16 protein-coding genes are annotated in these 17,697 nt (G+C 61.6%); 9 read left to right on the top strand and 7 right to left on the bottom strand.

Going from position 1 to position 17,697, the window contains the following annotated elements; all coding sequences use genetic code 11:
• Positions 1-51: 51 nt before the first annotated feature.
• Together GRX01_RS05140 and GRX01_RS05135 are read right to left on the bottom strand one after the other, a co-directional pair.
• Positions 52-1,971: a hypothetical protein gene (locus tag GRX01_RS05140; RefSeq protein ID WP_159664142.1), complete on the bottom strand. Its 1,920-nt coding sequence runs from the start codon at positions 1,969-1,971 to the stop codon at positions 52-54.
• Between the two features lie 101 nt (positions 1,972-2,072).
• Positions 2,073-2,462, bottom strand: a complete 390-nt coding sequence (locus GRX01_RS05135; protein WP_159664140.1) for a hypothetical protein — start codon at positions 2,460-2,462, stop codon at positions 2,073-2,075.
• Here GRX01_RS05135 and GRX01_RS05130 point away from each other — a divergent pair.
• From GRX01_RS05130 to GRX01_RS05095, 8 genes are all read left to right on the top strand, one after another.
• Positions 2,445-2,594: a hypothetical protein gene (locus tag GRX01_RS05130; RefSeq protein ID WP_159664138.1), complete on the top strand. Its 150-nt coding sequence runs from the start codon at positions 2,445-2,447 to the stop codon at positions 2,592-2,594. The two genes, GRX01_RS05135 and GRX01_RS05130, sit on opposite strands and share 18 nt — an antisense overlap.
• A gap of 207 nt (positions 2,595-2,801) precedes the next feature.
• Positions 2,802-3,125, top strand: a complete 324-nt coding sequence (locus GRX01_RS05125; protein ID WP_159664136.1) for a hypothetical protein — start codon at positions 2,802-2,804, stop codon at positions 3,123-3,125.
• Positions 3,126-3,129: 4 nt separating this feature from the next.
• Positions 3,130-3,801 (top strand): hypothetical protein, encoded by a 672-nt coding sequence (locus GRX01_RS05120; protein WP_159664134.1) that lies wholly within the window; start codon positions 3,130-3,132, stop codon positions 3,799-3,801.
• Positions 3,802-3,975: 174 nt separating this feature from the next.
• Positions 3,976-5,100, top strand: coding sequence for an ATP-binding protein (locus GRX01_RS05115; protein WP_159664132.1), 1,125 nt, complete (start codon positions 3,976-3,978; stop codon positions 5,098-5,100).
• A 1-nt stretch (position 5,101) separates the two neighbouring features.
• Positions 5,102-5,770, top strand: a complete 669-nt coding sequence (locus GRX01_RS05110; protein WP_159664130.1) for a hypothetical protein — start codon at positions 5,102-5,104, stop codon at positions 5,768-5,770.
• The gene (locus GRX01_RS05105) at positions 5,767-6,483 is read left to right on the top strand and encodes a PP2C family protein-serine/threonine phosphatase (RefSeq protein ID WP_159664128.1); all 717 of its coding nucleotides are present in this window, start codon (positions 5,767-5,769) and stop codon (positions 6,481-6,483) included. The genes GRX01_RS05110 and GRX01_RS05105 overlap by 4 nt, the downstream gene beginning before the upstream one ends.
• 94 nt (positions 6,484-6,577) lie before the next feature.
• Positions 6,578-7,474, top strand: a complete 897-nt coding sequence (locus GRX01_RS05100) for a restriction endonuclease (protein WP_159664126.1) — start codon at positions 6,578-6,580, stop codon at positions 7,472-7,474.
• Between the two features lie 205 nt (positions 7,475-7,679).
• Entirely contained in the window at positions 7,680-8,954 is a 1,275-nt protein-coding gene (locus GRX01_RS05095) for a serine/threonine-protein kinase (protein ID WP_159664124.1), read from the top strand.
• A gap of 22 nt (positions 8,955-8,976) precedes the next feature.
• Here GRX01_RS05095 and GRX01_RS05090 read toward each other — a convergent pair whose 3' ends face one another.
• From GRX01_RS05090 to GRX01_RS19700, 5 genes are all read right to left on the bottom strand, one after another.
• Complete coding sequence (locus GRX01_RS05090; protein WP_159664122.1) at positions 8,977-10,641, bottom strand: outer membrane protein assembly factor BamB family protein; 1,665 nt, start codon at positions 10,639-10,641, stop codon at positions 8,977-8,979.
• A gap of 171 nt (positions 10,642-10,812) precedes the next feature.
• Complete coding sequence (locus GRX01_RS05085; RefSeq protein ID WP_159664120.1) at positions 10,813-11,727, bottom strand: metallophosphoesterase; 915 nt, start codon at positions 11,725-11,727, stop codon at positions 10,813-10,815.
• Between the two features lie 216 nt (positions 11,728-11,943).
• Positions 11,944-13,557, bottom strand: coding sequence for an outer membrane protein assembly factor BamB family protein (locus GRX01_RS05080; RefSeq protein ID WP_159664118.1), 1,614 nt, complete (start codon positions 13,555-13,557; stop codon positions 11,944-11,946).
• Between the two features lie 275 nt (positions 13,558-13,832).
• Positions 13,833-15,647: a hypothetical protein gene (locus GRX01_RS05075; protein WP_159664116.1), complete on the bottom strand. Its 1,815-nt coding sequence runs from the start codon at positions 15,645-15,647 to the stop codon at positions 13,833-13,835.
• A 477-nt stretch (positions 15,648-16,124) separates the two neighbouring features.
• A complete protein-coding gene (locus GRX01_RS19700) occupies positions 16,125-16,280 on the bottom strand; it encodes a DUF7563 family protein (protein WP_449271450.1) in 156 nt (51 codons plus the stop codon).
• 282 nt (positions 16,281-16,562) lie between these two features.
• Here GRX01_RS19700 and GRX01_RS05070 point away from each other — a divergent pair, with 282 nt between their 5' ends.
• Positions 16,563-17,681, top strand: coding sequence for a hypothetical protein (locus tag GRX01_RS05070; protein ID WP_201289515.1), 1,119 nt, complete (start codon positions 16,563-16,565; stop codon positions 17,679-17,681).
• Positions 17,682-17,697: the final 16 nt, after the last annotated feature.

The raw sequence follows: 17,697 nt of genomic DNA, 5'->3' as shown, positions 1-17,697 counted from the left end.
GACGGACGTGGAACTGATCTGGGGAATCGACCTGCGGAAATCGGCGTGTAGTCAGGTCTGGAACAGCACGAGATCGCCATCGAGGTACTTCTGTTCGTACCCCTCGTCGACGGCGAGCTCGTTGAACGTCCGTTTGACCACGTGCGGCTCGAACGTCTCCTCGTTGACCAGGGACTCCAGAACGACACCCTCACTCCCGAACTCCGTTCGACCGAAGCGGTCCATGATCTCCTCCCGGCACGCGACTTGTTGCTCTTGGTCGATGGGGAGTTCGAACAGGCGGGCGTTCTCCGCCGCCACCGGGTCCGACTCGTCGTAGATCAACTCGCCTGTCTGCAGATCGACGAGGACGATACTCAGTCGGCGGCTGTATTTCGTCCGTGAGATTCCGTCCTGAGTTATCTGTGCACGGACCGAATCACTCCACCCTGTCGGGGAAGCCATCCCGAGCAAGACTTCGACGTCGGTCTTCTCGGCTTCGTAGACAGAACGGTTGACGTACTCCAAGAGCGTCTCGAGCGTCGCTGGGGCGGCATCGAAACCGTTGGTAGCGTGGGCTTCGAGATGCGAACACACCGCCGCTTCGATGACCATCTCCGGTGAACCACCGACCCCGAGGAACCCGGAGGAGTCGATCGTGAACCGAGCGCTCGTGTTCACCGGGTATCGCTCGGCGCGCTCATCGTCATCGAGGAAGTTTTGCAGACGCGGGCGCTCGTTGCGTCGCTCCGAGCGTCCTTCCCAGTAGCCTTCCGGAATCGACCGTGTCTCGTCGGCGAGTCGGACGGACGGAGTGCTGTGAACGGACGCCTCGAACCGACCGATGTAGTCCATCTCGAGCAGCCTGGCGATCGTGGGCGTGACCACCGAATCTCCGTCGAGGCCGCCCGTATCCGTCTGCACCGACGAGCGGATCTCCTCGACGCGCTCGGCCAGGTCTGACTGTCGCGATTCGAGGTCTTCACTCGACGCCTCGAGCCGTTCGCGTTCCTGTCTGAGGCGCTCGATCTCCGCGGCTACCTCTGACCGCTGCTCTTCGAGCGCGGACATCTGCCCCTCAACGATCGTGGTAACCTCGTCGGTCAGTTCCTCGGTATCGGCGGCGGACGCATCCCGCTTTGCGTCCGCAAGCGACTCGATCTTGTCCTCGAGGTCTGCCCGGAGCTCCTCTGTCTCGGCGATCGTCGACTGCAGCTGATCGATCGCCTCTCGTTGTTCCGCGCTGGGCCCGGTCTGTAACGCGTCGATCTTTCGTTCGAGCGCGTCGACGTCGGGGTCCGACGACGCGAGTTCGGTTTCGATATCGAGGAACTGCTGGCGCCGGTGCTGTTCCTGTCGCTGGAACCCGGTCTCGACGGTTGCCTGCAGGTCCTCCAACTGGTCTGTCAGATCCGATTCGACTTCCAGTTCGGTCCGTTGTGCTTCAGCGACGGTTTCGACGGCCGCCTCGATTTCGGTGACCACGTGGTCCATCCCGTGGTACTCGACATACGTGTAGAACCCCTGCCGGATCTTCTCCAGCCGGTCTTCATACCGGTCTGAGAGCTGATCCATGACGTCCCCCTGAATGTCCGGAACGTCGAGTAACTCGTCTAAGTTCGCTAATTGGGTGTTGGTGTAGTTCTTGACGAGGTCGTACACCTCCCCGTCCATCCGACGGATGCGTTTGTTGATCTGCTCCTCGGAGAGCTTGTCGAACTGTTTGTACTGCTCGAAGTCGATCACCGCCTTGATCGCCTCATCAGCGAACTCCCCGTCGAGGCCCTCTGGGATCTGGTCGTGGGCGACATCGGCACCGTCCTGCGCGAAACTCGCGACGATCAGAAGGCGAGCTAATCGAAACCGACTCCGGAGGATCTCTGGCTCGTCGTCTTTGAGCGTCTCCGGGCACTCCTGACGGAACTCCCACTGGAACTCCTCCTCGTTTTCTTTGATTTCGTTGTACTTCTCGATGAGCCGCCGGTCGCTCATCCGGGATAGCGACGCCAAGTCCTCTCCCGACGTACGACTTTCCCCGAGAACGATCTTGAGCGGTGCACGTAACTCCTCGAGCCAGTCGATGCAGTTTTGACTCATTGTTGGCTTGCTGAGAACTCGTCGAGTTCTTCCTCGAAGAACTCGCTCAGGAACGACAGTGTCGGCTCGTACCCTTCGATGACGATCCGGGTAGTAGTAGTACCGTTCTCCGCTGAGACTGTGTACCGCACGTCTGCACGTCCTTTCTTCGTGACAACCTCGTATTCGTTTCGGTCAGGTGACTGGACGACCGCCTTCCGTTTAGAGAAAACGTACTTGAGGAACGACTCGACGGTGTCCACAGGTGCGTTGATGGTTCGCTCGATCCGTTCGGTCTGTTTGTCGACCGACGGCTCGGACCGGGCGAGTTCGTACGAAGAGACCTGTTCTTCCGGGACTTTCGTCACTAACTGTTCGTACAGTGCGTCGTGGTCGACATCGCTCATCACTCGGATGATCCCCTCCGGGCGCGAGATCTCTCCGCCGTCCCAGTTGTTGAACAGATACTCGATCCGCTTGCGCTCGGTGTCGTCCTCGTAGTCGACGACGAACAGGTGTTCGTATTCTTCAGCAGGTGATGGGTTCTCAGACATAACAACGGTGTGGAGATTGCCGATTCCGTGGCTGACGTCCGTCGGGTGCGGAGTGCGGACATCGAGCCATACCTCACACTACATTCCCACTACACATAGTTGTTTCCACGATGGAGGAATTCAGGCGCGGACTGAGATAGTAGTCTCCAATATGGAGATTAGTGTGAAACCCCTAATAGCCGATAGCTTTATATGGTTGCCGTCTACACGTGGTGGTGTGATGACCTGATGACCGGGTTCACTGCGTGGGTGGCCGGCGCTAGCGTCCTCAACGCCGTCGTGGCTGGGGTGCTCGTGTTGGCCATGTACAGCCTGATGGAGCGTCACATCGGTCTCGGTGCGTTCGGGGGCATCGCGATCGGTGCGGCTGTCATCTACGCCGAGGCGACCCTGGGAGAACAGATGCTCACGGTCACGGTGGCCGAGATGAAACTGCTGGTCATCGCTGCTGCCGTCGGTGCGGCGGTCGGCGTGACGGCAACTGTGCTGACGGTCAAGCCGAGCTTAGAGAGCTAACACAATGGAGCTTCGCAACTGGATCACGGAGACGTTCGGGAGTACGGACACGCTGCTTGATGACGACGTCTACACGGAGGACGAGATCCGTGAGGACAAGATCCGGCTCAAGCAGCAGCGGAAGCAGCTGAACAAGGACATGGGTTCGCTACGCCGCGAGTACCGCGAGCTGCTGGAGGAGGGTGCCAAGGCCAGCGAGGCCGAGCGCCCCCAGTACGCGCAGCGGGCCCGGATGAAGAAGAAGAAGTACCAGGTCAAGCAGCAGAAGTTCCAGAAGAACAGTGTCCAGATGGCCACGATCGTCACGATCGAGGGTGCCCGCGAGCTGATGGAAATGTCAGACGAGGATAACTTGAACCTTCCCGACATGACTGAGGTCGACTACGGAGAGGTCCAGCAGCACCTCCGTGAGGAGATGGTCCAGTACGAGATCGAGACCGATGTCATGCTGGAGGTGCAGGAGGCACTGGACATCGACATCATCGGTGCTGACATGGACATGAGCGGTGGCGAGGAGGAGGAGATCATGGGCGAGATCGCCGCCGGTGAGATCGACAGCGAGCAGGTCGACATCGAGGACGATGACGAGGAGGATGTCGAGGAGGATGTCGGACTCGGCTCCTCGATCGACGAGGGGCTGGACGGCGACGTCGGGATCGGCCCCGAGAGCCTGTGACCGACAGCCCGGCGTAGAGTTCCGAACGGGGTACCACCCGTTCGAGTTGCTTCCATGACCCACCGAGTCACGAACGCGGGTTCCACACGTCTGCGTTCGATCGGACGACCCCTGTTCGGTGTGGTCATGTCGTCCCGGAGCGTTCCCTCACAGCGACCACAACACACCTAACCAATGTCACTCGGCGACAGCACACGAAAGGAGATCCTGAAAAAGAACTACAGCAAGTACCGCTCCCGTGCGGAGTCCGCGCAAGAAGACGGAGAACACGAGGAGGCCGCCCGGTTCTACCGGAAGTGTGCGGACGTCGTCGATCAGCTCGCGGACCTCGAAAGCACCGAGAAGCTCGTCAGAAAGCGGAAGGAACTGGCGAAGAACCTGGCTACTGCAGCCGATGATCTGGAGGCGAAGGCGGAGCGTTCAGCTGCCGACTCCGGGTCGGACGGAAGTTCGGATGGGTCGAACGGTGACTCCGGTGCGGATGAGGACACGATCGATACGGACCGCTATCTCGTCGAGTCGCCGGACATCGACTTCGAAGACGTCGGCGGGATGGAGGACCTCAAGGACACGCTCACCGAGAGTATCATCGACCCGCTGGAGGAGCCTGAACTGTACGACCGCTACGGCTTGGGGACTGTCAACGGCGTGTTGCTCCACGGGCCTCCGGGAACCGGGAAGACGTTCATCACCCGCGCGCTGGCCGGGACAATGGGGTTCAGCTATATCGAGCTCGAGGCGAACGACCTGACCAGTTCACTGGTCGGGGAGGCCGCGGACAACGTCGCCGATGTATTCGAGGCAGCCAAGGCGAACCAACCGTGTCTGGTGTTCCTCGACGAGATCGACGCGATCGCAACCGAGCGATCGGGCGGCATGCAGAAGACGATGAGCGAGAGCCAGATGATCACCCAGTTCCTGACCGAGATGTCGAGCCTGGGAGACACAGACGTCGTGTTCGTCGCGGCGACCAACCTCCCCGACGAGATCGACGGCGCCGCCTGGCGACGATTCGACAAGCGGATCGAGGTCCCACCGCCGGAGGCGGACGGCCGCCGGGCAGTACTGTCGAAGCATCTCGAGGACTGCCCTGTGGACGAAGGCAGTGTCGATCTAAACCACCTCGCCGAACACACCGACGGATACACGCCCAGCGATCTGGCGATCATCGTCGATGAGGCCGCGAGAAATGCCTTACAGGACACTCGCGAACGTGGCGACTTCCAGCCGATCGCTCAACGCCATCTGAAACACGCCGTGGCCGAAACAGATGCAAGCCTCGAAGCATGGAACAACTAACATGAATGGATACGTCACCCCGGTGCTGGAAGACTCGGAGATGGATCCGATCCAGGTCGGATCCGGTCTCGGCGTCTACGCACGCGACGACGAGGAGTGGTACGTCCATCTTCGAACCGAACAGGGGGAGGTCGATCTGGGATATGCGGATATCGGCGTCTCCAGACTTCGCCCGGACGGCGCCCCGGTTCAGTTCTTCGAGGAGGACGACGAGGTGTTCGTCAGAAACGTCGACAATGCGAACGACGTCGAGATCAACTACCTCCGGTCGACCGACGTCCTCGAGAAGGGGGACAGCGCGAAGCTCCGGGGAGACTGCGTCGTCGAGCCGGGACTGCACACGGAGTTCTTGGTCACGCTTGAGGCGGCGGAGAGAACCGACGACGACGTTCCACTGCCGGTCCTCGTGAAGTCCGGCTGTAGGACACTCGAAATATCTGCACGGAGTAGCGACCACGAGACGATCATGCATGGGCAGTCGCTGCTGGACGTCCTCAAGCGGTACCCGATGGACAACGCGCAGTACGAGTCAGTTGTTGATGAACTGGAACGGCTACTCGAGTCACTCCGCTCGTTGGAGTCGGTCCGAGACGAACTCGGCGAGGGCAGAGTAAACGACATCGAACGTCTCACGAACCGGATCATCAACGTCTACGCCTTCGAGTCATGACACTCGAGTTCCGGTGCCGAACCGTCGTCGGTCATCGACGTGACGAGAATCAAGACACGGTTCGGTGTGAGTCGCTCGCAGAGGACGCGGCGCTCGTCCTCGTTGCTGACGGCATGGGTGGACACGCCGGTGGTGCCACGGCGAGCGAAACGGCTGGCGAAGCGTTTACGGACCACGTTCTCACCAGTGACTGGGAGTCCGACCCGACCGGTGTCGTCGAAGCCGCCGTCGAATCCGCACACGGCGCTGTGAGAGAGAAAGCGGTGGAGTCCCCTGAGAAGGCCGATATGGGGTGTACACTCGTGGGCGGAGTTGTTACCCCGAACACGGCTGTACTGGCGAACGTCGGCGACAGCCGAGCCTACGAGATCACCACCGAGGCGACCCAGTTGACGACCGACCAGACCCTCGCAAACGAGCTCGTGCAGGACGGCGAGTTGGACCCGGAGGCCGCCGACGACCACCAGCTCTCGAGCGTCCTGGAGCAGTCTGTGGGCGGTTCAGAGGAGATCGACCCAGAGATCGTCGACACCGAGTACGACGGCGTCCTGTTGCTGTGTTCGGACGGCCTGACAGACGAGCTTTCCGACGATCAGCTGCTACTGGGACGTCAGAACGGCTCCCTCACGGACGCGTGTGAGGAGTTGGTCACGGCGGCGAACGCCGCCGGTGGCCGGGACAATATCAGCGTGATACTGGTGCGCGATGAGTGAGGAGTCGTCTGCGGAGTCCGTCGGAGACGTCCTTTCGGAGCTCGCGTCGGTGTACACCCGGGAGCTGATATCCCATCAGTTGGCGGTACCCCGTGTGCTCGACCAGTGTGTCGAGGGTCCACCGACAGATCCGGACTGGTACCGGTCCGTTCTGGGACAATTAGCCGAGCGGACGACGTGCGACCTCGCGAGTGACGAGTTCGACTCGGCGCTCGCGGACGACAGCCCCGGAGCGATCCGGCTCGGGCGGGCCATGCGGTACGCCACAGTCACGGCGGCAGCGGTCGTGTTGGTCGATGCAACGCTACAGTATCCCTCACTCGACAGTACGACCCTCACACGAGCGATCAACGACGCCGCACGGAACGGACTCGATCCGGAGACCGTTACGAACGCCGGACATCGAGCGCTTGAGGTCGCTACCGCGATCGGACACGGTGAAGCGGTCGTCCGGCTCGCAGACGCGTTCCCACACCCGGACGACACCCGAGCGGCCTTCGCATCCGTCGTCACGGAGCACCTCTCGGATGGGTCCTTCGAGACGGTCCAGCAGTTCCGTGAGTCCCTCACGGACGCCCGCACTCGTGAGTGGACACGCGGCGATCTGCTTGCGTTCCCACCGATCGCGTTTGAGGAGCTGGTGGCGGACTGTTGGCGCGAGTACCAGAACGCTGTGATAACGACCCGGGGATCAAGCGACCGTGGGATCGACGTCATCGCCCGAACCGACACCGGAACCCGTCTCGCTATCCAAGCAAAGCGATATCAGCGGTCGAACACGGTCGGGATCGCGACTGTACAGCGGACGGCCGGACTCACGGTCGAATTCGATATCGATCGTGCGGTAGTCGTCACCAGCAGTAACTACACCCGCCAAGCGACCGAGAGCGCCGAACAGATCGGACTGCTCACCCTCGTCGATGGAGAGCAACTGTGTGCGTGGCTCACCGCTTCGTCACTTGCACCGCCGTTCATGGCCGAGTCAGCGTGACTCGTGTGGCTGCACCGCAGTGGACGTCCTCAGTAGGAGCACTCAGTGGTAGTATCGGAGCTAGCATCCGGGGTACCCACATCGGGATGGTTTCCCCGATTCGCTTGCTGCGGATGGCTCACACCTCTATGCAGTCACCCCACGCCAGCGAGCGGACCCATACACTATTGACAGTCACGGACGATCCTCGTTACAACGACCGATCATGAGTGACGACACGGAGCTCACTTGGGAAGAGATCCGCGAACAGTTCACCGACCGTGTCGTCCGCTTGGGTGGCTCGGACCAGTCCGACCAACCAGCGACGACAACTGCGGGGACGCGGGTCTCTGACGTACCGGGCACTGAACCAGCGGAAACCGCACAGCCGGACGCTACTGCGACTGAGCTCACCCGGTCAGCTAACTCCGCCGAATCACAACACCCGGAATCGAACGACGAGGTCGGCCGGTCTGCCGACCCCGACACCGCTACCGAAGCGGGAGACGCAGCCGGCGCTTCGCTGTCCAGGTCGACGAATGAGCCGACGGCGATTCCGTCACCGCCGACGTTCGATGCCCCCTTGGGGAAGGACGGATACGTCGTCGAACGGCTGCACCCGGGCCGTCGGGAAGACAAATTGACCAGGGTCTACAAGGCAGAACATCCCGATATCGACGATCCGGTCGTGCTGAAGGGGCCGAACCTGACTGCAACACGGAACCGGGAGGACCTCCAACCGATCGTCGACGAGGCAAAGAAGTGGCGTCGGTTTGCTGACGCGGATCACGTCGTCACCCTCCTCAACTCGGGTGACTCGGTCAGGAACCCGTGGATCGTGATGGAGTACATGGATGGGGGCGATCTGACCGAACGGATCGGCGAACTGTCGATCGAACAGGCGCTTTGGACCGGTATCTGTATCGTATACGGAGTCTACCGTGCCCACCGACAAGGAGTTCAACACCTCGATATAAAGCCGAGTAACGTGCTGTTCACCTCGATGGAGGACGCGTGGGACATCCCGAAAGTCGGCGATTGGGGAGAGTCACAAACGGTCGAAACCGATGAGTCCTCAACCACCTTCACGCCGAAGTATGCGGCACCTGAGCAGCATCTCCACGACGACCGCAGCCTCGCGAGGGACCTGGGCATCGAGTGGGAGCGCTTCGACAGCTCCACCACTGAGATCGACCAGTATCAGTTGGGAGTCGTGATTTACGAGCTCCTGACCGGGACGTTCCCGTTCGAGACCGACGAGTATCGGTTGGGGCACGCCAAGTTCGAGTACGAACCCCAGCCGCCGAGCGAACTCGTGGACGACCTCCCATCCAGTCTCGACGAACCGATACTGAAGGCACTCCAGCGAGACCCACACGACAGGCATCCGGACGTCTCACTGTTCCTTCGGGAACTCACAGTGGGTTATGACGACGTCGTCGACCGGTCTGTATCCTTCCGGAGAGTGAACACGAACGGATGGACAACCAACGGAACCTGAGTCGGTGAGAGTCACCACGCGGTCAGTCTCTTGCCTGCACAGTTCCGTCTGCATCAGCGATATACACAGTGCCACTGGCGACGGTCGGAGATGACGCGACACCGGCGGACCTCGCGACCTTCCATCGAACCGACCCGGTGGCGGCAAATAACGCGAATACGGTAGTCGATGTGCTGCTGACGAGGACGGTGTCCCCGTCGGTAACACTACTCGTGAGTGGGTCGTCGCACAGATCCGTCGACCATCGGACGTCGCCCGACTCCGTATCCAGCCCGTGAACTCGTCCCGTATTGGTCACTATCGTCAGTCTCGAGTCGGAGACGGTCGGTGTGATTTGGACCGGCTCGTTTATCGATGTCCGCCACAGGATATCCGATGAGCTGACACTCTCGCCGCCTCCGATAGCGAGGTCTCGGCAAACGACGTCGTTTCCATCCCCCGTGAACAGCTTTCCGTTGGAAACCGCCCCTGTTGGAGTCTGTGACGTTCCCGTCTTCGTATCGAACTGTGTCACGACACCCGATTCCGGATCGATCGCTCGGAGGGACCCGAAGGAGCGGGTGATCGCGACGCCGTCCGTGAACAGGATCGTCGCACCGTGGTCGGAGAACTCAGATTGCATCCACAGAACCGATCCCGTAGCTGGGTCAAGGCTGGATATCGCACCGTTGGAGAACCGAACCAGCACACCGTGCTCGGACGGAACGATGTGATAGACCGCAGTGCCGTGTTCGTGGGTCCAATTGGTCTCCCCGGTAGCGACGTCGATGGAAACGACGGTTCCGTCGACGGTCCCGGCGTACACAGTTCCATCCCGGTACGCTAGCGGTGTGGCAAGCGACGCCCCGACTTCGCAGCTCCAGGCCCAGTTTCCGGTCGCTCGGTGAATGGCGACGACGCGTCCGCTATCGTCCCCGACGATGACGGTCGTCTCGGCGACGACCGGCGCGAATCCAATAGTCTCCTCGAGGTCTGCCTCCCATTTCGTTGTCGGCAACTCAGTCGGGATCGATGACCGGGTCGCGCTCGTTAACTGGCTCGTCCCGCCCAACATCGGCCAGCTGTCGTGCGGAGCTTTGGGGTAGGCCTCATCGACAACCGGTCCAGACGCAGTCGTAGGGCCGTTCGAGTCCTCGGTCGATTCGCCTTGGCCGGTGGTCTCCGATGCGTGTGCTTGCCACCGATAGACATCCGTGATCTCGTATTCGGCGAGCGTCGACTGTTCGAACTTCTGGACCAACTCGGACTGGAACTGTTCGAGTCGGTCCGAGTCAAGCATGTACTCATCAGCCAGTCGGTCCGCTGACACGTTGAGAAACGCATGAGGTGTTTCTATTCCTTCCTGTCTGGCGATCGTCGCTAACCAGTCCGGGAGGAGGTTGTCGATGGAGCGTGCCGGAGCCTGGACCTGTATATCCATCTCACCGATCGGTTCGGCACCGCCGGCTGCTCGGTCCGGAGGGTCGTTCCACATGATCTCGATACTGCCCGTGTCTCCCTTCTCCGCACCGTACAGTTGCTCCTCAAGGTCCGGGCATGCGCCGGCACCAACGAGCAGTGCGAACGAGTCTCGAAACGGATGCACCACGGAGAGACCGTTGGGAGCCTCGACTCGGGGATCAGTAAACGAGATAGCTAGGTACACGAAGTCCCCCGCTTGAACGCCGACGGAAGCCTCACCTGTCATTAGCTGTTCATCGTGGAGGGACCTACTACAAAATATCTGTCGCGACAGTGGGTTCAGATAGCCACTTCATCCCGCTGTAACGTTTCTGTAGATCGCATCGAGGTTTGGTACCGCCAGAGATCGGTCGGCCGTATCGATACACGACTCGGGATCTACGTACTGTGGGCCGGCTCACGACTCACCCGGGAGCCACTCAGCCGTGTGAAACGAAAATCCGACCCCACTGCCTTCGAGTTCGATCGTAGTCACACCGCGAAACCCACCGTTGAGGAGATGTGTCTCTGAGTCCTCAAACGAGTCATATCCCCGGATATGGCTGTGGCCAAACACTCCGACGAGTGGTGCTGCCTGCCGGATCGCACCACTCAGCGCCATCCAGCCGTTGTGCAGCCGGTCCTCGGCGCGACCCTCGGCTGAGTGATGGACATCGAGTGTCGTCCCGAACGGCGGTACATGGCTCGCCAGCACGGTCGGGTGGTCCACCCGGAGTAACTCGATGAGTGAGTCGGCAGTTCGGAGTATCGCATCGAACCCGTCTCGGTGCCGCCGGTCGAGCCCGAAGTCGCTACACAACTCGGCAGGCGTCCGAGTGCCGGCGACCAGGTCGTCGACCCCGGCAAGCACTTCGTCGACGGCGACACCCTCCCGATACTCATCGACGTGTCCATGTTCGGTGTAGACGTCGAACGCGTCACCCGTCTCGTATGGGATCTCTCGTCCTGCGTCGAACTGAGTACACCCCACCCCGACGACGCTCAGCTCCGACCCGTTCGACCTGTCGTCTGTGAGGTCCGTCAGCTGTACGCGTCGTTCGTGGGCCAGGTAGACGGAGTCGAAGTCGGCGGCCAGTTCCGAACACGTGTCGAGCGGGTCGTGATTCCCCGGGATCAGAACCGTCGGGACGTGACTCCGATCGAACCGCTCTAAGACGTCGCGTCCGAGCTGAACGCTTTCCCGATTCGGGGTGTCTAGCAGGTCACCGACGACCACTATCAGATCCGTCTCGGGGGGGAGCGTCAGCTCCGAACCGACACCGTCGTAGGCCGGCTTGAGATGGAGGTCGTTGAGAACGGTGATCGTGGTCACACTCCGACCACGTGTTCATTGCCAAGAAAGCTAGCTGTGGTGTGACACCGGCTCTCGAAGCGAGTCACTCCGACGATCCCACGACGAACTCGTACGGTCCTATCCCGCACAACCGGACCGACACTGCTGGCGTCCACTCCGTTCGAAGTGAGAAGTTCTGCTCGGTGACAGTAGTCACCCACGCGCCACCACGACAGCCGTGCGAGCGGATTCAGATCACTCGATAGCGTGAAGCCGTCCGTCGGCTGTCCGGACGAGGACCGTTCCATCGATATACGTCGGCTGGGTCGTCACTGTGGCCTCGAACTCGACCGTCAACTCGCAGTCGCCGCTCCCTAGGTCGATAGCGTGAACGCGTTCCCCGGCGGCTACGAATCCCCTCTCGTACCCCTGTTCTTTGACGATACCCGGACGGATGGGCGAGTCCATATCCGAGTACTCCTCATCGAACGTGTAGACGGTAAGTGCCTCTCCGGAGTCCTGTTCGAACTCATGTAGTCCAGTTTGCGAGACAGCGTACACTCCGTCATCTGTGCTTACCGGGTCCGATATCGGTGTGTCCGTGATCTCTGTCTCCCAGAGGACTTCACCTGAACCCTGCTCGACGGCGAAGAGTACCCGGTCATCTGATGTTGCATAGAGAAGGGTGCCAACTGCCGGTGTTCCGAGTTCTCCACCTACCGAATTCGTCCTCCAGTTTCTTCTCCCGTCCTCTATCGAGTGAGAGTACATATTCCCCCTGCCGCCAGTGATAACGGCGTCGTGAATCGAATCGTACGCAGTATCCCCGTACGGTCCTCCTGAGACGCGAGCGAGCCGCACCGTGTCTTCTGAATTGTCTACCCGCTTGACTTTGGAGGTTCCAGAGCCATCGATTATGCAAATACGTTCGTCTGTAAGGGACACGTATCCTACCCTCTTCCAAGCGTCTGGGAAGTACACCCACTCCCGTTCTCCTGTCGCCACATCGAGAGCCGAACAGTGCGGACCGACGTAGATCATTCCCTCGGCGCCGACGATCGGGTGAGCGCTCTCAGTTGGGTCCTCCCCGACGATCTCCGCGTCGGTGACTTCCCAAGTTTGCTCACCGGAGTCCACGGAGAGTGCAGCGATGCCCCGATCCGTCCACACGAACACCGTGTCGTGCAGGGCTGACGGTGCGACGTCTGAGACCTCGAAATTGGGTGGACCCGCTGTCCACCGGACTGAGCCGGTGACGTCGACGGCGATGTCCGTCGTGTGGCTTCCAGTTCGTGCGACGTCGCCCCCGGAGGTAGGCCACTCCGACGGCTCCGATCCCAAGCGGTTCACGACGTCGGGATCGGCCAAACCAGCCGGCGGATCGGACCAGCGGTAGGCCTCATCGAGTGAGACTCGGAGGAGGTCACGCCTCTCGAGATCGAGAGAGTCCTTCACCGACCGTTGCATCTCTCGCAGTCGGTCTTGGTCGACGGGAAGGGATCCAACTCCCGAGAGATCGGCGGTGAGGAACGATACCAACGACGTGAATCCCAGTTGCTCCAGTAATTGATTCGTGCGCTGGTCGAACAGATCGTTCAGCGTCGGTGGCTTGGTGATCTGGTGAGAGTCATCGTCGTCGTCCGCGTCGGCGACCAGATAGATCGTTTCGGTGTCGAGATCTGCGTTGATCAGGTCCCGTTCTATCGTGGGGTATGTGCCACTTCCGAGAACGGTTCCGATGCGGTCACCGAATGGAGAACTCCGATCGGGGTTGCCGATCCAAGAGACGGAGAGGTGAACGAAATCCCCCGGTTGAAGCTGTGATCGGTTACTAGACCCAGTTGATTCGTTCGTTGTCTCATTACTCATCTCGGCTGTCTACTCCATCACTCACTCGATCAGCCTATTAACCATTATGGAGCACAGACCTCGCACTGAAGCGTTTGAGGGCCTGCTCCGTTCGAATAGGGTCCGTGTTCGGGCCGGCGTGTCCTCGGCTGTAGCAAGCGAGGAGATCGGGCTGACTCACTGGGCCTGTACCCGGTAGAACCCGTTGTTTCATTCTCGCTGAGACAACCGGGAATCAGACCGGTCCGGACAACGACAGTCGCGACTGTGGACCGAAGAAACGGCCGTCGGGCGACTTACCCGGAATCGTCGGTCAACAGTTCCTGACGGGCTGCCGCGAGTTCCTCGCCGACCCACGCCCCCGGCGATCGACAGTCAGCACAGCGGCGCGCGGTCGCGGCGAGAGCGTCGTTTTCGAGGTCGCCCTCGGCATGGTCGCGACAGAGTCCCCGCCGAAGGATGGTGTGGCCGTCGATCTCCTCCAGTGCCGTCCGTGCCGTCTCGACACGGGTTTCGTATGCGGTTTCGTGGAACCGCGGTCGAACGACGTCATTCGGGAGTGTCGGGTCCTCGTAATAGGCGCTCGATCGATCGAAGGACGTTCGAGCCTGCCACCGTCCCTGATGATCGGCTCGGATCAGATCCAGCAACTCCTCGACGGTCGCAAAATCCGGTAGCGCGTCGTCCTGCGGGCGTGTGTGCGCCTCGATGAACTCGAGCAGGCGGTCCGGCTCCCAGGTCACTACGTCGGGAACGGTCATGTGCAGGTCGGCGGCATCTACCATCGCCTCGCCGACGTGATCGGGGAGGCCTAATCGCGTCGCCAAGCGGTCAGCAGGCGCCTTCCCACGTGTGGAGTGATTTGGGAACGACGTGGGTGGGTCCTCGGAGTGTAGCCCTCCACCCTCGTTGGCGATGGGGACTTTCCCGAGGTCGTGGGCGATCGCCATGAGATACCGTCGGACACGGTCCTGGCCGGTGATATCTGCGTCAACACACCGGGCATGCATCTGATCGAGGACCTCCATCGCGTGGGTGAACACGTCACCTTCGGCGTGGAACATCTCGGGCCCGGCCGGAACGATGCGGCCGCGGTCCAGCGTTGACGCAAGCACGGCCAGCCCACCAACGTCCGCGAGTACCTCCCAGAACCTCCGGGGATCGACTGCCTCAGCCATCGCCGCCTGGATCTCGTCGCCAAGGCGGTCGCGGTCAACGAGATTGAGATCCGCGATGACCGCGGCCATCCGTGCGCGTGTGGACTCCGCGACGGCGAAGGTGTCCGGCGTCGCCGGTGTCGGCCCGGGCGTCGACTCGGGGATCGAACTTCCGGGAGCACCGAGCTCTGCAGCGCGGCGAGCCGTTCGAACAACACACAACGGATCAGTGTCGAACGCGCCGGGCGTATGTCGCAGCCGACCCGCTGCGATGTCGTTGAGTCCATCGAACGGATCCAGCAGCGTCGCCGCAGGGTCGATGTCAAGCTGGTGAGACTCTGTAGCCGCAACCGAGCTGTCGGGGCTGGTGAGCCAGACGGCTAGCGCGTCCACTCGGAGTCCGCGTCCGCGAAGGTCCATTCGAAGCTCGCCCGATTCGTCGTCGGTGTCGCCGACCGGGAGATCGGCGGAGTGGACTGAGGGACGGCGCGGGAGCCTCCAAGATGTCCCGGTCGCGTCCTGAACCACGTCATCTGACCCCGGTACGGGATCGAACCCACGCTCGCGCAGTGTCGCTGCATCGGTCTCGGTCACGACGAACGCGAGATCTCGACCGGGCCGGTCGAGTATCGCATCGCGAACCGGCGGGCCGACGATAGCGATATTTAGCCCGGCCGTCTCCTGTGGTTGAGCGGCGATGTGATCGCGGGCAGCCGTAACGAGTGCCTGCAGCGCGGACTGTTGGGAGGGGGTCAATTCCGGGTCCATCTCACTGTCTGGGGACCGCTGCCAATTTCCGGCTGAGGTTCGCTCGAGACGATCACTACTGGCTGTTGTACCTGTACCCGCATGAAGCCCGTCTCCCAGCACCAACTCACCCGGTCTGTCAGACATGCGACAACAGGCACGTATGAAATTCGTGCACATTATTAGCGGTGTGAAAGAGACCTCCAAGGCGGTCGACAGGTCGGTTCACGTCGTCAGTTACTCTCGGTGGTCGCTATCGGTGGCATCGTTGGACTCGCGGGTTGTAATGCTCCGACATCAGCAGCTGATGAGGAGACCCTCGGGCGGAGCCGATTCGGAGTCGGTTGGACACGAGCGGTCTCATCCGAAGGCACGAACACACGCCTCCGGCGCCGTCGACAACTCCAGCGTGGAGCATGCGGAAGCGACTGCCGGCGAAGCATGTGGTCACCGAGGACGGCGAGGCGCTGCCCCTGTCGGGGCACGGCGGGGACAGGAATGCAATTGGTACGAGGGACGTGAACGCGGGACTCCAACGAGTGCGTGCGCGCTGTAGGGCCCGCCCCCGGGCGCAGGTCGCGGGGGCGACCACTACGCCGCCCCGCTCATCAGGGATCGTCTCGACCGGATGGGACCACCCCCGTCACGACGATTGGAGCGTCTCACGCAGTGAGCACGAGGGTGTCATTGCCGTGAGCTTCGGGCTTCCCGAACGCCGTTGCCGTCCCGCACGAGGTCCTCACAGTTCGGGCAGACGCGAACAGTCTCCGAACCCGTGGGCGCGAAGACGTCCACATACCGCTGTGTGACGAATCCCTCGCAGTTACCACATGTCGGCATAGTTCGCCCACTCGACGTGCATAATATAGGCTTTCTGCCCGACTCGGAAACCCCGTCCAACTCACGCCCTCCGCTGGTCGACTATGGCACAGAGCCCTCCGAGTACAGACCCGTTGCCGTGGTCCAACGAAGGAGCACACGTGTCCGAAGGGACCCGCAGCGACGTCAGCTCAGTTCTCCCGTGAGGATCGAACACCGAGGCCATGAGCCCCTCTGAGTCGGAGGGGCTGCCGCAAGTCTCTTGGTACCAAATAACGAACTGAATGAGCGATAGTAGACGGTATGGACTGGGACGACGCCGTTCGCCGGAGCCAGAGCGCGTCGACGCGCCGAACGTTCCGACGTCGCGTCCGGGAGCAGGCAGCATCGCTCCGTGAGGCGCTCGGTGACGGCACGTTCGAGGGCGGGTTTCGACTCGGGCTCGAACTCGAAGGCTACGCCGTGAACGGCGACGGACGGCTCGCTGTGGCCCCGGAACCCGCGATGGCATCGGTCTGTGAGCGGGAGTTGGGGAAACACAACGCGGAGTTGAACACTCCACCGACGGGGTTCGATTCGGCGGGCGTCCGGCAACAAGCAACCAGTCTTTCCGAACGCCTTACTGGGATCCGAAGGGAGTTTGCGGCCCACGACCGCCGATTCGTCACCGACGGAATCTGGACCGTCGGTCCGCCGGAAGGGACACTGACGTACCTGACCGCAACCGAACCGAGACGGGGTATCGAGGTCGCAACGAACCTCTCCCCCGAGGGCCGGTACTATGCGTTGGATGCGGACATCACCGCCGACGGGCCCGTCAGGTTGGATCTCCCCGGCTGTCAGCGCAGCCTCCCGACGATCCTCGTTGAGTCGTTGGCCGCCTCGATGCAGGTTCACCTCCAGTCGCCGACCGACGCGTTCCCGCAGTACTTCAACGCGGCACTCCGCACCGTCGGACCGCTGGTCGCCCTGGCGGCGAACTCACCGTTTCTCCCCCCCGAACTGTACACCGACGCCGACGTCGAGACGGTGATGACTGCCGGGGTCGAGCTCCGGATCCCCGTGTTCGAGTCGATGAACGTTCGTGATCGGGGAAAGGTTCGGTTGCCCCGAGACATCGATGCTCCAGCCGACGCCGTCGATCTCGTCGTCGACGACAGGCTCTGTGCACCCTACCTTCGCGAATGGCTCTCGGAAGGCTCTCCCGAGGGATTCGAAGCGGACCACTGGGAGTTGCTTCACAAGCAGGGAACCTGCTGGCGATGGATCCGACCCGTCTTCGGCCCCCAGGGGCCACGCATCGAGTACCGACCGCTCGCTGCCCAACCGAGCGTGCCCGACGTCGTCGGCTTCCAAGTGCTCGTTGCCGGCCTGCTACACGGTGTCGTCTGCACGGACCATCCCCTGCTCGATCTGCCCTAGCAGGCCGCCCGTGAGT

The sequence above is a fragment of the Halobaculum saliterrae genome (genome assembly GCF_009831625.1).
Lineage (GTDB): Archaea > Halobacteriota > Halobacteria > Halobacteriales > Haloferacaceae > Halobaculum > Halobaculum saliterrae.
Note: the sequence above shows the minus strand (reverse complement) of the source record. Positions and strands in the feature narration are given on the sequence as shown.

Coding starts and splice junctions, on each gene's coding strand:
- GRX01_RS05140 (WP_159664142.1), bottom strand. CDS start 1,971: ATGAGCGACCGGCGGCTCATCGAGAAGTACAACGAAATCAAAGAAAAC.
- GRX01_RS05135 (WP_159664140.1), bottom strand. CDS start 2,462: ATGAGCGATGTCGACCACGACGCACTGTACGAACAGTTAGTGACGAAA.
- GRX01_RS05125 (WP_159664136.1), top strand. CDS start 2,802: ATGGTTGCCGTCTACACGTGGTGGTGTGATGACCTGATGACCGGGTTC.
- GRX01_RS05120 (WP_159664134.1), top strand. CDS start 3,130: ATGGAGCTTCGCAACTGGATCACGGAGACGTTCGGGAGTACGGACACG.
- GRX01_RS05115 (WP_159664132.1), top strand. CDS start 3,976: ATGTCACTCGGCGACAGCACACGAAAGGAGATCCTGAAAAAGAACTAC.
- GRX01_RS05110 (WP_159664130.1), top strand. CDS start 5,102: ATGAATGGATACGTCACCCCGGTGCTGGAAGACTCGGAGATGGATCCG.
- GRX01_RS05105 (WP_159664128.1), top strand. CDS start 5,767: ATGACACTCGAGTTCCGGTGCCGAACCGTCGTCGGTCATCGACGTGAC.
- GRX01_RS05095 (WP_159664124.1), top strand. CDS start 7,680: ATGAGTGACGACACGGAGCTCACTTGGGAAGAGATCCGCGAACAGTTC.
- GRX01_RS05090 (WP_159664122.1), bottom strand. CDS start 10,641: ATGACAGGTGAGGCTTCCGTCGGCGTTCAAGCGGGGGACTTCGTGTAC.
- GRX01_RS05080 (WP_159664118.1), bottom strand. CDS start 13,557: ATGAGTAATGAGACAACGAACGAATCAACTGGGTCTAGTAACCGATCA.
- GRX01_RS19700 (WP_449271450.1), bottom strand. CDS start 16,280: ATGCCGACATGTGGTAACTGCGAGGGATTCGTCACACAGCGGTATGTG.
- GRX01_RS05070 (WP_201289515.1), top strand. CDS start 16,563: ATGGACTGGGACGACGCCGTTCGCCGGAGCCAGAGCGCGTCGACGCGC.